Origin of the sequence: Aeromicrobium sp. YIM 150415 (assembly GCF_016918125.1) — a bacterium.
In the GTDB taxonomy this organism is placed as follows: domain Bacteria; phylum Actinomycetota; class Actinomycetes; order Propionibacteriales; family Nocardioidaceae; genus Aeromicrobium; species Aeromicrobium piscarium.
Window position 1 is genome coordinate 23,641 of sequence record NZ_JAERWM010000006.1, and the last position, 13,977, is coordinate 37,617.

The following is a 13,977-nucleotide window of genomic DNA, read 5'->3' on the forward strand; positions in this document are numbered from 1 at the left end:
CTCAGTCCGCGACGAGAACGGGGACCCGGGTCTCGGCCGGGGTGATCGAGCCGTGGAAGCCGCGCAGGCTGAGCTCCACCTTGAAGTGCCGCGAGGAGAAGACCGCGAAGTCGCCGAGCGAAGCGACCACGACATCACCGAATCGTCCCCGTACAGCGGGGTCCAACGGACCGAACCAGCGTTCGGCCGCCACCTCGCGCTCGAGCACGACGGCTCGGTCGCCCAGCCGGTCGCGCCAGCGGGCCGCGACCTCGGACTCCGCGCCGGTGCTCGTATAGAGATGCCGGAAGCGCGCCTCCCCCGCGAACAGCTGAACAGCGTCGAGCAGCTCGGGATGCTCTTCGACGTCGAAGCGGTTCTCAGCGGGCAGGTCGATCATGCCGTGATCGGCCGTCACCACCAGCACGACGTCATCGGGGAGCTCGGCGCGCAGCTCGGCGATCTCACGGTCGATCGTCGTCAGGATCTCTCGCCACTCCGGGGAGTCGACACCTTTGCCGTGACCCGTGTGATCGAGGCGCCCCTCATAGGCATAGACGAAGGTGCGCTGCGGCCCCTGGCTCGCCTCGACGACGGCCTCCAATCGCTCCCACGGTCGGTCCACCCCGATGAAGGGCACGTCTCGCTGGCTGCATAGGGTCAGCCCGCTGTCGGCGAAGCGCGACTCGTTGACCACGCTGACGGCGATACCGTCGTCGCGCAGCCGCGCCGGCATCGCACGATGCGGCTGCCACTCGCGCGGATCGACATCGGCATTCCAGCTGAGGGTGTTCAGCACCTGGCGTGTCCCCGGCACCCGGCAGGAGTACCCCGCCATACCGTGGACACCGGGACGCAGACCCGTCCCGAGCGAGGTCAGACTGACCGAGGTCGTCGAGGGGATCGCCGACTCGACTCCCTCGACCGACGCGAGACCGGACAGCCACGGCGCCAGCTCGGCATGGTCGCGCAACAAGATGTCGCCCATCCCGTCGACCACGAGCACGACATAGCCGCGAGCCGCGGGCAGCCCGATGGTCGACGGGAACCCCTCAGCGCCGAGCGCCGTGCCGACCGAGCCGAGGAGATCGTGGATACCCGCGCTCATCGTCCCGCCGGCGCCACGTGGGTCGTGGCTGCTGACAGCTGCCGTGCGAACTCCAGCAACCGCTCGACGGCGGTACCTCCGTCGGCGGCGCTGCTCAGTCGCAGGGTGAAGTCGTCGCCCGTGATGCTCCCGGAGTAGCCGTGGTCGGCTTCGCAGTTGGGATCGTCACAACGCGCCGGCTCGAGCTCCACGCGGGAGATCGCACCCCAAGAGATCGTCATCACCGCTTCTTCCAGCTGCTGGCTGTGCGCGGCCACCATCCGGGTGACGAGTACCGAGCCGACGCGCGACAGCGCGACCGCTTCGGCTGTCGTCGAGGTGTAGGGACGCGGCAGCAGGTCGTCTCCGGGGTGTTCGTCCGTATGCGCCACAATCACGCGGCTGGGCGTCAGCACCAGGACGGTCATGTGCCGACGGATCTCCTCGCGGTCGAAGGTCGGCTCGTGATGCACGACGAACGCACGCGTCTGCTCCCCCGCCACGGCATCGCGGATACCGGCGGCGACGATCTCGGGGTAGTAGCCCGCCCGCGAGATCTCGGCGAAGAGGTCATCGGCTCGGTCCAGAGAACTCACCGCGTCAGCGTATCGTTCGATGTCACGGGCTTGCTCAGGCGACGCACGTACCACTCGCCGCGGCGGTCGTTCGAGGGCACGACCTTGACGCGCGCGCTGAGCGCCACGAAGCCGTTGGGTGTCGCCGACACCGGCTCCAGGTCCAGCTCGGCGACCTCGGGCAGATCGTCCTTGAGCGCGGCGATCCGCAAAATGACGTCTCGCAGCCCGTCGACGTCCACGGCCGGGGATCCCCGGTAGCCGAAGAGCATGGGCGCGGCCCGGACGCCTCGCACCATCTGCTCGGCGTCGACATCGGTCAGCGGCGGAATGCCATAGGTGCGGTCGTCGAGCAGTTCGCTGGGCGCACCGGCCAGACCGAAGGACACGAGCGGACCGAACAGCGGATCCTCGACGGCCTTGAAGGACACCGGGACGCCCTCGGGCGCCGAGCGCTGCACGAAGAAGGTGGACTCGTCGTCGACACCGGCCCAGGTGGTCAGGCTGTCCCAGGCCTCGGCCATGTCGTCCGCGTCGTGGATGCCCCGCCAGACGTGCGCGAGATCGGGCCGGGCACGCAGGTGCTCGCTGCCCGCCTTCAGCACGACATCCCAGCCGAGGCTCTCGCCTGCCGCGACGGCCTCCTCCCGGGTGTGGACGATGATCCAGGTCCACAGGTCGACGCCGTAACAGGACAGGAGGAAGTGCACCTGCTCCGTCGACAGCACCGCGCCACGCGGGGCCATCTCCAGAACGCTGCGGATGAGCGCGCGGGCGTCCCCGGTCCGGTACTGCCCCGAATCGTGGTACTCGCCGTGATCGCGGGAAGCCCATTCGGCATAGTTCACCGCCCGCGCGAGGGCTCGCACCGCGGCCTCCGGCGAGGCATAGGACGGCACAGAGCCGCGTCCGGCAGACCCGCCTTGGACATCGGGGACTCGAAGCAGGACGGGGATCCCCTTGCTGGCCAGGAAGGTGGAGACGATCGGCTTGTCGGACTGCTCGCCGATGGCCGCCAGCACATTGGCGACGTCCTCGCCGCCGGTGTTGATGGGGGGCGTGTAGACGACCACGAGCGCGTCGACGTCGGTGCGCGCGAGCGCGGCCTCCAGCGCGACCTCGAACTCCTCGGCGCCGGCCAGTGCGCCCAGCGGGATCGGCGGCGCGACCTGCATCCCCTGGGCTTTGGCCGCGTCGGAGACGATCAGCGCAACAGCATCCGAGTTGCCGACCACGGCGATCCGGTTACCGCGCGGCAACGGCTGGTGCGCCAGGAGCTGGGCGACGTCGAACATCTCGTCGAGGGTGTCGACCTGGATCACCCCGGCCTGGCCGAACATGGCGTCGACGGCCTTCTGAGGGGCGGAGGTGCGCTTGACTCGGTGGCCGACCGGAACGCCCTGTGTCGATCGTCCGGATTTGACCGCCACGACGGGCTTGCGCTCGCTCACTCGCCGCGCGAGGCGGGAGAACTTGCGCGGATTGCCGATGGACTCGAGGTAGAGCAGGACGACCTCAGTGGCATCGTCATTGGACCAGTACTGCAGCAAGTCGTTGCCCGAGACATCGGCCCGGTTTCCCGCCGACACGAAGGTCGACAACCCGAGGCCGCGACGCGAGACCGTCTCCAGGATGGCAGTGCCGAGCGCACCGGACTGGCAGAAGAAGCCGACCCGGCCCTGCGGCGGCATCGTCGGGGCCAGCGAGGCATTGAGCTGGACTCGCGGCACCGTGTTGATGATGCCGAGACAGTTGGGTCCGATGAGCCGCATCCCGTGGGAGCGGCAGAGGTGGACCAGCTCCTCCTGGCGTTCGCGTCCCTCGGGCCCAGCCTCAGCGAAGCCCGCCGAGATGACGATGAGCCCGTGCACGCCTTTGGCGGCGCAGTCGAGGACGACGTCGTTGACCGACTCGGCCGGTACCGCCACGATCGCGATCTCGACCTCGCCGGGGATGTCCTGCACCGACGGATAGGCCGGGAGGCCTGAGACGGCCTCCGCCTGAGAGTTGACGGCGTAGACCGCACCCCCGAAATCGCCGAGCACGAGGTTGCGGACGATCATCTGGCCGATCGACGACTGTCGCCGGCTCGCGCCCACCACCGCGATGCTGCTGGCGTCGAAGATCCGATGGATCGACGCGGCCTCGGCCCGCTGCTCGCGGGCGCGCATCACGCCGAGGGCCGACTGGGTCGGATCGATGCGGAAACGCAGCTGCTGGACCCCGTCCTCCAGCTGACCGGAGACCGTATAGCCCATCTCGCGGAAGACCTGCATCATCCGGATGTTCTCCGGCAGCACCTCGGCGGTGAACTCGGTGATGCCGCGTTCGCGCCCGGCTTGGGCCAGGTGCTCCAACAACAGCTGGCCGACACCGCGGCCCTGATGCGCGTCCTCGACCAGGAAGGCGACCTCCGCCTCGGTCGGGCTGGTGGCGTCGTAGCGACCGACCGCGATGATGTCATCTTGCTGGGTCACCACGAAGGCGACGCGCTTGATGTGGTCGACCTCCGTGAAACGCTTGACGTCACGGTCCGATAACCGCGGATACGGGGCGAAGAAGCGGAAATACTTGGACTCCGCCGAGACGCGAGCGTAGAAGGCCACGAAGGCCTCGGCATCCTCAGGGACGATCGGACGGATCTGCGCCACTCGGCCGTCCTTGAGCAGGACATCGGCCTCCCAGGACTCGACAGGGTGCAGCTGGCTGGTCACACGGTCCAACGTACCGTCTCGGTCGGCGTGGCGGTGCGAGCCTCGCCTGCCGGACCAGCGACAATGGAACGTCGATCGCCCACGAGGAGAGGATGCATGGCCGCCCGTAAAGCCACCCCCGCGCCCCCGGAGGATTTCGAGGAGCACATCGTCGACACCAATGTGAGCGACGAGATGCGGTCCAGCTTCCTCGAGTACGCGTACTCGGTCATCTACGCCCGGGCGCTGCCCGACGCCCGTGATGGGCTCAAGCCGGTGCAGCGCCGCATCCTCTACACGATGCACGACATGGGCCTGCGCCACGATCGCGGGCACGTCAAGAGCGCGCGCCCCGTCGGCGACGTCATGGGCCGTTTCCACCCGCACGGCGACAGCGCGATCTACGACGCCCTCGTCCGCATGGTGCAGCCGTGGTCCATGCGCCTGCCGCTCATCGACGGTCATGGCAACTTCGGCTCGGCCGACGATCCGCCAGCGGCGATGCGCTACACCGAGTGCCGGATGGACCTGCCCGCCGAGGCGATGACCTCCTCGATCGAGGAGGACACGGTCGACTTCCGGCCGAACTACGACGGACGCGAGCTCGAGCCGGCGGTGCTGCCGGCCGCATTCCCCAATCTGCTCGTCAACGGCGCGGCGGGCATCGCTGTGGGCATGGCGACCAATATCGCCCCGCACAATCTCGTCGAGGTCGTGCAGGCGCTGCGGCACCTGATCGACCACCCGGCGGCCTCCCTCGACGATCTCATGCGCTTCGTGCCGGGACCCGACCTGCCGACCGGAGGCAAGATCGTCGGGCTCGACGGCGTCCGCGATGCCTACGAGACCGGCAACGGCTCGTTCAAGATGCGGGCCACGGCACGTATCGAGTCGATCACCCCGCGCCGCAAGGGCATCGTGGTCACCGAACTGCCGTACAACGTCGGCCCCGAGAAGGTCATCGAGGCGATCAAGAAGTATGTGCAGAACAAGAAGCTGCAGGGCATCTCGGACATCAAGAACCTGACGGACCGGCACAAGGGCCTGCATCTGGTCATCGAGCTGAAGAACGGGTTCGTCCCCGAGGCGATCCTCGAGCAGCTCTACAAGCTGACGCCGATGGAGACCTCCTTCGGCATCAACGCCGTCGCACTCGTGGACGGCCAGCCCCGCACGCTGGGTCTGCGCGACCTGCTGCAGGTCTTCCTGGACCATCGCATCGAGGTCGTCCGTCGTCGCAGCGCGTTCCGCCGACAGAAGGCGGCCGATCGACTGCACCTCGTCGACGGCCTGCTCATCGCGATCGTCGACATCGACGAGGTCATCCAGTTGATCCGCTCCAGCGAGAACCGTGCCGAGGCTCGCGAGCGCCTCCAGTCGGTCTTCGACCTCAGCGAGGCCCAGGCCGACTACATCCTGGACCTCCAGCTCGGACGGCTCACCAAGTTCTCGCGCCTGGAGCTGGAGAAGGAGGCCGAGGAGCTGCGTCGCCGTATCGAGGAGCTCGACCGCATCCTGTCTGACGAGGCCGCGTTGCGTGCCCTCGTGGGTGAGGAGCTGGCCGATGTCGCCGAACGTTTCGGCACCCCGAGGCGCACGGTGCTGCTCGCTTCGGCCGGTCAGCAGGTCAACGCCGCCAAGCTCACGGTCGAGGTCGCCGACGACCCCTGCTGGGTGCTGCTCTCGGGCACGGGCCTGCTCGCTCGCACGGGTGACGACAGCGCGTTCGGCGAGGCCGGCCGGCGCGGCAAGCACGATGTCGTGGTCAGCGCGGTCGCCGCTACGGCCCGCGGTCAGGTCGGCCTCGTGTGCGACGACGGCACCGTGCATCGCCTCGACGTCCTCGATCTGCCGCTCCTGCCGCCGACCGCCGACGCACCCACCTTGCAGGGAGGCGTCCCGCTCTCGGAGCTGCTGCTGCTCGATGCGCGGCCGCTCGCGCTGATGAGCCTGGACGACGACGGCCCCGGCGTCGCGCTCGGCACGGAACAGGGCGTCGTCAAACGCGTCAAACCCGATCACCTCGGCCGCGACAGCTGGGAGATCATCCGGCTCGAGGAGGGCGACCGATTGATCGGCGCCACACAGCTCTCCTCCGGCGAGGAGGAGCTGGTCTTCATCACCTCGGACGCGCAGCTCCTGCACTTCTCCGCCTCGCTCGTGCGTCCCCAGGGCCGTACGGGCGGCGGCGTGGCGGGCGTCAAGCTCGGTGCCGGCGATCGCGTCGTGTCCTTCGGTGCGGTCCGCGATCCGCAGGGGGCCCATGTACTCACGATCGCCGGGCACGGCGATGCGCTCCCGGGCACGCAGAACGGTGCGGCGAAGGTGAGCCCCTTCGCGATCTATCCCGCCAAGGGACGCGCGACCGGAGGCGTGCGCTGCCAGCGCTTCCTCGCCGGGGAGGACCGGCTCATCGCGGCGTGGGCCGGGGACGGCGCGCCGATGGCGTGCAGCTCCAGTGGCACGCCGATCGAGCCGCCGGAGGTCTCCGAGCGTCGCGACGGGTCCGGGCAGCCGCTCTCGCAGCCTGTTCATGCGATCGCGTCACCGCTCTCGGCGACCCCCTCCGGCGTGTCAGACTGAGCCCGTGCGTACTCCGTTGCAAGTCATCGCCGCGCTGGTGGCGGCTCTCGTGCTGACCGCCTGCACCTCGGACGAGGGCTCGTCGGGGGATCCCGAGGAGCGTTTGGACGCGGCTGCGGCACGCCTGCAGGACGCCCCGGCGATCGACTTCTCGATCGGCACCGATGAGCTCCCCCGCGGAGTGACGGGGCTGCTGTCGGTCAAGGGACACGGTGACACGTCGCCGGCTTTCGAGGGCGAGGCACGGGTCGTCGCCGGCGGGACGACCCTCCCTGCCGACGTCATCGCGACGGACGGGAAGCTGTGGGTGAAGACCGGCCTGTCCTCGGAGTTCCTCAGCATCGACCCCGCCCAGTTCGGCATTCCCGATCCCGCGCAGCTCGTCAGCGGAGAGGACGGGGCACTGTCGCTGCTCACCTCGGCCACCGATCTCGAGGAGGGCGAGGATGTCCGTGACGGCCGTGACGTCTTGACCACGATCACGGGATCACTCGCCGGAGCGGACGTCGCACGGCTGCTGCCGACCGCCGATGAGAGCGGCACCTTCGAGGTCGAATTCCGGCTCAACCAGGATGATGAACTCACCGATGCGGTGGTCACGGGCCCGTTCTACGCGGGCAAGGACGATGTCGCCTACACGCTGACGATCACGGCCCTCGACGAGCCGGCCGAGATCACCGAGCCGGCACGCGACGCGGGTCGGTGACCGCCCCCCGCCTGCTGCTGGCCCTGGCGGCCGTGGCGATCGGCTTCGCCGCGGCCGACACCTATGTGGTGGTGCTCGCCCTCCCCGACATGATGACCTCGGCGGGCCTCGGCGTCGATGAGATCCAGCGGGCGGCCCCGATCGTCTCCGGCTTCCTGCTCGGCTATGTGGGCGTTCTGCCGCTGATCGGGCGTCTGGCCGACCTGCGTGGCCGTGTTCCGGTTCTGCTGGGGTGTCTGATCGTGTTCACGATCGGCTCAGTCGTGACGGCCGGGGCCTACGATCTGGCCACGATCGTCATCGGGCGGTTCTTCCAGGGCGTCGGCGGCGGCGGATTGATCCCGCCGACCCTGGCATTGGTGGCCGACCGTTGGCCACCGGAGCGGCGCGGCCTGCCCCTCGGCATCGTCGGAGCCGTCCAGGAGCTCGGCAGCGTCATCGGCCCCTTGTACGGTGCGGCGGTGCTCGCCTTCGGGACCTGGCACACGATCTTCTGGCTCAACGCCGCCGTCGGCCTGCTGATCGCCGCGGCGCTGTGGCCCCAGCGAGGTGCGCACCGGCGCGTACGCGATGTGGCGGGGCTGCTGCTTCTGGCGGTCAGCGCCGCTGCCGCGTCACTGGTGATGCTTCAACCTTCCCTCCTCGTCACCGATGTCACCTGGGGTCTGCCGTTCGTGCCCTTCACCGGAGACAACCGCTGGTGGTCGGCGCTCGGGTTGACGGCCGGTGCGGCATTCGTCCTCTTCGTCGTTCGCCAGGCGACGGCGAGCTCGCCGCTGCTGGACTGGAGAGGCTGGCGGACGGCCGCGTCGCAGACCGATCTCACCGGCGCCCTGGCGATGTCGGTCGCGCTCGGGGCAGTCATCGTCAGCTTCGCCTCGGTCGAGCCTGAGTCAGGGTCTCTCGCTCCGGCGGCCCCGTGGCTGCTGGCAGCCGGCGCAGCCGCGGCCGCACTCTTCATCTGGCGCCAGCGCACCGCACATGCACCGCTGATCCCTCGCGGCACGCTCGCACATCGCGCCGCCGTTGGAGCGGTCGTCGTGTCCTTCTTCGTGGGATCGGCGCTCATCGCCGCATTGGTGGACATCCCGTTCTTCGCCCGGCTGACGGTCGCACGCGACTCGCAGTTCGACGCAGCGCTCGTCCTCATTCGTTTCCTGATCGCGCTACCGATCGGTGCGGTCGCCGGAGGGTGGCTGTGCCGGCGGCTCCCCCCGGCGCTGCTCACGGCGGCCGGCATGTCGGTCGCTGCCGCGTCCTTCGCACTGATGAGCCGCTGGGATGCGACGGCGCTCGACCAGGTGAGCAGCGACATCGTCCTGGTCGCGGCAGGACTCGGTTTCGGGATCGCGATCGCCCCGGTCAATGCCGCGCTGTTGAACCACACGGCGGACGCGGTACACGGCCTGGCGAGCGCTCTGCTGGTGGTCGCACGGATGGTGGGAATGCTCGTTGGAGTCTCCGCTCTGAGCGCGCTCGGGCTGCGGGCATTCCGCTCGGCGATCGCCGACATCCCTCCCGTCGAGGAGCTGTGCGGCAGCACGTCAGCCTGTCCGGAGTACAACGCCGCGGTGCTCGATGCCGGGATCAGCCAGTTGCAGGCGGTGTTCACCGGGGCCGCCGTGTGTGCGGCGATCGCCGCGCTGCTGGCGGCAGTGCTGCTGCGCCCGTCCACCACGTCACCGGGGCGGTGAGTAGGCGGCCACCTGCCGATCCCGCCGGTGAGTGAGCGTCCTTCTGCTCGCTCACAAGGACGCTCACTCACCGTTCATGGGTGGGCTGGGCGATGGCCCCGCCAGCGAGCGATACGGTACGAATATGACGAGCGCTTTCGACGATCTACTCGCCGCGAACCGGACGTACGCGGAGCATCACGCCCTCAAAGGCTTCGACGGCATCGCCCACGCGGGCGTCGCGATGGTCACCTGCATGGACTCGCGGATCGATCCCCTGCGGATGATCGGGCTGGAGCCTGGCGATGCCAAGATCCTCCGCAATCCCGGCGGTCGGGTCACCGATCAGGTGCTCGTCGCCGTCGTCCTGGGTGTGACGCTGCTGAAGGTGCAGCGGGTCATGATCGTCGAGCACACGCGCTGCGCGATGGCCGGCTCCACCGAAGATGAGCTCCACGAGCGCATCGCCGAGCGCACCGGCACGGATGCCACCTGGATGTCGCTCGGTGCGATCAACGATCAGGAGCGCACGATCCGCGAGGACGTGCACCGGGTCCGCAGCCATCCGCTCGTCCCCGCCGATATCAGCGTCGGCGGCTTCGTCTACGACGTCGACACCGGCCTTCTCTCCCCCGTCGCGGAGGCCTGACCCCGGTCGCACGCCACCCACCCCACCCACCGTCGGCCTCCGAGAGCCGACGGTGGGCGATGGCGATGATTCCTACGGGCGCCATCTCTTGCTGATACGTTCGGATGCCATGACATCGGGGACGAAGGACGTGGCACGTACACCCGTGAGACTGGTCACCTACAGCGTGCTGCTCGGCCTGGGTATCGGCCTGACGGCTGTGGGCCTGCTCCTCTGGCGTGCCGCCTCGGTCCCCGGAGGCGTCGATTCCACCACCGTGCGCTGGACCGTCCCATCGGCACTCGTGGGCGGACTCGTCGCGGGTATCGCGGCACGCATGGGTGGCCGTGTCCGTACGCCCTGGCGGCGTCGACTCTCGCTCGCGCTCTGGTCCCTCGCGGCCGCGATCCTCATCATCGCCGTGATCGCCCTCAGCTCGGGGCCCGAGGAGTCGGCGGACCCGGTCATCGCGTCCAGCGCTACGGTCCTGGCACCGCTCACCGCGCCGACGCTCGTGGTCGCCGCCGCACTCATCGCCGTGTCGGCGGCACTCTACGCTCGGGCTCAGCCGGAGCCGGCCCGGGCGTACCGGACAGCACCGGCGGCGGTCAGCATCATCGTCGTGATGCCTCTTCTCGTGCTTGCCGGCCTCCCCGTACAGGGATGGGTCGAGGGACGTGCGGCGACCGCCAACACGCTCGTGTCGCCGCCGCAGCAGCCTGCCGGTGTTCTCGAGTCGCGGCTGACCGGTGACGAGGCGTGGATATCCGACTTGGACAAGTCGGCGCCAGGACAAGTACTGAACACCGCGGGAGGCGTCGCCGTCCGCAGCGAACGGCCTGGCGGAGTGCGGATGCTGGACCCGCTCACCGGCGAGGTCCGGTGGTCGTGGCAGCGGACCGACCTGAACGATGCGCGGTACCGGATGATCGCCTCGGAGGATGGAACGCTCATCGCCGCCACCTTCACCGGCAGCGACCAGTTCCCCACCCCACCTCGGGTGGTCGTCCTCGACGCCGAGACCGGCGCGGCACGGGCCCAATTGCCCGAGATCGGGGGCGCCCCGGTGGCTGTCACCCACGATCGTGTCGTCGCGGTGGGACCCAACCGTGTCCGAGCCGTCGACTTCGAGGGCGAGCAGCTGTGGTCGACCGAGCTCTCGAATCCGGTCGTCTCGAACCTGAGTCTCACCACCGCCGATGACCAGGTGCTCCTGGCGACGACCGATGGCGATCGCGGGCGGCGAAGCGAGGCGATCGATATCGCCAGCGGCGAGGTTCTGTGGGAGAAGGGATCTCCCGTCCAGGCGGGTCCGTATCGCGTGGTTCCCGGTACTGATGTCGCGGTCACCGGCGGGGTGGGTTACAGCCGTCGCGATGGCCGGGTGATCGAGATGCAGCAGCCCGTGAGCGCCGAGGTGGTGGCCGTCGATCTGGCCACTGGCGACGAGCGATGGACGACGACGGTGAGCGTGCCGGACGGCATCGAGGACATCAACGCGAATGGATGTCTGCAACGACTCGATGTCGACACCGACCGCGTGACCTTCGCGGCCTGTGCAGAGTCCGGTCAGCGTGTCATCGTCACCGGGCTCGATCCTGCCTCCGGCCGAGTCCTTTGGGAACAGAGCGTGGAGCCCGAGGATGCGCCCTGGGGTCCGCGCCTGGAGGCCGACGACCCCATGCAGGCGATGGCCGACGGGACCACCGTCTTCTTGGCGCCGGCGCGCGACGGCTATGAGTGCGACATCGTCCGCGTCGGGCCTGATGGAGTCGAGCGGACCCCCGTGGAGCGAAGCGTCGCCTCGCGCGGATGCGACGCCCACTCGTGGATCGGCAGCGACCAGACAGGAATTCTGACGAACAGCTCCTCGAATGGCATCATCGCCCTGCGATGAGCCCCGCGCCGACCCGTCTCAGGCGTCGATGAGGTCCGCGTCGATCTCGTAGGCGCCTTGGACGATGAAGTCCTTGCGCGGCGGGACCTCGTTGCCCATCAGCAACTCGAAGACATCCGCGGCCTCCTCGGCATCGTCGACCGTCAGGCGACGCAGGGTGCGGTGGCGCGGATCCATCGTGGTCTCGGCCAGCTGCGAGGCGTCCATCTCTCCGAGGCCCTTATAGCGCTGGATCGGGTCCTTCCAGCGCACGCCCTTGCGCTGGAGTTCGGCGAGTTTGCGCTGCAACTCCGGGTCGGAGTAGGTGTAGACATACTTGTCCTGGTTCTTCTTCGGGTTGACGAGCTCGATCCGGTGCAACGGCGGCACGGCGGTGTAGACGCGACCCTCCTCCACCAAAGGACGCATGTAGCGGAAGAAGAGCGTCGCGAGCAGGCACCGGATGTGGGCACCGTCGGAGTCGGCATCGGCCATGAAGATGATGCGGCCGTAGCGGGCGGTGTCGAGGTCGAAGGTACGACCCGATCCGGCGCCGACCACCTGGATGATCGACGAGCACTCGGCGTTCTTGAGCATGTCGCCGACGCTGGCCTTCTGGACATTGAGGATCTTGCCGCGGATGGGCAGCAATGCCTGGAACTCCGAGTCACGTGCGCTCTTGGCGGTGCCCAGGGCCGAATCGCCCTCGACGATGAACAACTCGGAGCGCTCGACATCGTTGCTGCGGCAGTCGGCGAGCTTGGCCGGCAGGGCGCTCGACTCCAGCGCGTTCTTACGGCGCTGGTTGTCGCGCTGCTGCCGCGCTGCCACACGTGTGCGGGCGGCGCTGACGACCTTCTCCATCACGGCGCGGGCCTTGGCCTTGTCGGCCGTCTTGGTGGTCGTCAGGAAGCTCTTGAGCTCACGGCTGACGACCTGGTTGACGATGCGGGTGACCGGTGGGGTGCCCAGCACCTCTTTAGTCTGGCCCTCGAACTGCGGCTCGGCGAGGCGGACGGTCACGACCGCCGTCATGCCCTCCAGAATGTCGTCCTTGACGATGTCGGGATCGCCGTTCTTCAGCAGCCGGGTGTTCTTGAGCACCTCGTTGAAAGTCTTGGTGAGGCCGCGTTCGAAGCCGTTGACGTGGGTGCCGCCCTTGGGGGTGGCGATGATGTTGACGAAGGAGCGCAGGCGGGTGTCGTAGTCGTTGCCCCAGCAGAGCGCGATATCGATGCCGAGCGTGCGCTCGATGTCCTGTGGGGTCATGTGCCCGGTGTCGTCGAGGATCGGCACCGTCTCGGTGAACGTGTTCTCTCCTTGCAGGCGCAGCACGTCGGTGACCGGATCCCCCGGGGCGAGGTACTCGCAGAACTCCGAGATGCCGCCCTGGTGGAAGAAGTCCTGCTCGTGGACCTCCTCGCCTCGCTCGTCGCGGATGACGATGCGGAGTCCCGGCACGAGGAAAGAGGTCTGCCGCGCGCGAGCGACGAGATCGTCGTAGGAAAAGGCCGCGGTCTTGATGAAGATCTGCGGATCGGCCCAGTAGCGGACGCGGGTTCCGGTGGTCTTCTTGGCGACCTTGCCGGCCTTGTGCAGCGTGTCGTCGGCGGTGAACGAGGCGTCAGGGCCCTCTCCGTCGAAGACACCAGGCGTGCCACGACGGAAGGACATGGCCCAGGTGGCACCGCCCTTGTCGACGGCGACGTCGAGGCGCTGCGAGAGGGCGTTGACGACCGAGGCGCCGACACCGTGGAGCCCGCCGGTGGCGTTGTACGAGCCACCACCGAACTTGCCTCCGGCATGGAGCTTGGTGAAGACCACCTCGACTCCCGACAGACCCGTCTTGGGCTCCTTGTCGACCGGGATGCCACGGCCGTTGTCCTGCACCTCGACCGAGCCGTCACGGTGCAGCACCACGAGGATGTGGTCACAGAAGCCGCCGAGGGCTTCGTCGACCGAGTTGTCGATGATCTCCCAGAGGCAGTGCATGAGGCCCCGGGTGTCGGTGGAGCCGATGTACATACCGGGTCGCTTGCGCACGGCCTCGAGTCCTTCGAGGACGAGGAGATTGCGCGCGTCGTAGCTGGAGATGATCGTGTCCTTCCGCTGGGATGTCAGCGTTCTCAGGATAGTGACGGGTACCGACAGAGGGCGTGTCACCACGTCCTGCGGGC

Annotated in this window: 9 protein-coding genes; 5 read left to right on the plus strand and 4 right to left on the minus strand. The window is 68.5% G+C overall.

The window, feature by feature from the left end; translation table 11 throughout:
• Position 1: 1 nt before the first annotated feature.
• From JL108_RS04285 to JL108_RS04295, 3 genes are read right to left on the minus strand one after another with little or no spacing between them, the layout of a single operon-like run.
• A complete protein-coding gene (locus tag JL108_RS04285; protein WP_205197247.1) occupies positions 2–1,087 on the minus strand; it encodes an alkaline phosphatase family protein in 1,086 nt (361 codons plus the stop codon).
• Positions 1,084–1,662, minus strand: coding sequence for a DUF5998 family protein (locus tag JL108_RS04290; protein WP_143912497.1), 579 nt, complete (start codon positions 1,660–1,662; stop codon positions 1,084–1,086). The genes JL108_RS04285 and JL108_RS04290 overlap by 4 nt, the downstream gene beginning before the upstream one ends.
• The gene (locus JL108_RS04295; protein ID WP_205197248.1) at positions 1,659–4,355 is read right to left on the minus strand and encodes a bifunctional GNAT family N-acetyltransferase/acetate--CoA ligase family protein; all 2,697 of its coding nucleotides are present in this window, start codon (positions 4,353–4,355) and stop codon (positions 1,659–1,661) included. The genes JL108_RS04290 and JL108_RS04295 overlap by 4 nt, the downstream gene beginning before the upstream one ends.
• Before the next feature lie 96 nt (positions 4,356–4,451).
• On the opposite strand from JL108_RS04295, the gene JL108_RS04300 reads away from it, so the two are divergent.
• The 5 genes from JL108_RS04300 (at position 4,452) to JL108_RS20420 (ending at position 11,821) form a co-directional block, all read left to right on the plus strand.
• Entirely contained in the window at positions 4,452–6,917 is a 2,466-nt protein-coding gene (locus JL108_RS04300) for a DNA topoisomerase (ATP-hydrolyzing) subunit A (RefSeq protein ID WP_205197249.1), read from the plus strand.
• A gap of 4 nt (positions 6,918–6,921) precedes the next feature.
• Positions 6,922–7,623: an LppX_LprAFG lipoprotein gene (locus JL108_RS04305; RefSeq protein ID WP_205197250.1), complete on the plus strand. Its 702-nt coding sequence runs from the start codon at positions 6,922–6,924 to the stop codon at positions 7,621–7,623.
• Positions 7,620–9,317 carry an MFS transporter gene (locus JL108_RS04310; RefSeq protein WP_205197251.1) on the plus strand — a complete coding sequence of 566 codons (1,698 nt, stop codon included), beginning with the start codon at positions 7,620–7,622 and terminating at the stop codon, positions 9,315–9,317. The genes JL108_RS04305 and JL108_RS04310 overlap by 4 nt, the downstream gene beginning before the upstream one ends.
• Before the next feature lie 124 nt (positions 9,318–9,441).
• Positions 9,442–9,945, plus strand: coding sequence for a carbonic anhydrase (locus JL108_RS04315; protein ID WP_205197252.1), 504 nt, complete (start codon positions 9,442–9,444; stop codon positions 9,943–9,945).
• 130 nt (positions 9,946–10,075) lie between these two features.
• Complete coding sequence (locus JL108_RS20420; RefSeq protein ID WP_205197253.1) at positions 10,076–11,821, plus strand: PQQ-binding-like beta-propeller repeat protein; 1,746 nt, start codon at positions 10,076–10,078, stop codon at positions 11,819–11,821.
• An 18-nt stretch (positions 11,822–11,839) separates the two neighbouring features.
• On the opposite strand, the gene JL108_RS04325 is transcribed toward JL108_RS20420, so the two are convergent.
• Entirely contained in the window at positions 11,840–13,966 is a 2,127-nt protein-coding gene (locus JL108_RS04325) for a type IIA DNA topoisomerase subunit B (RefSeq protein WP_374190838.1), read from the minus strand.
• Positions 13,967–13,977: the final 11 nt, after the last annotated feature.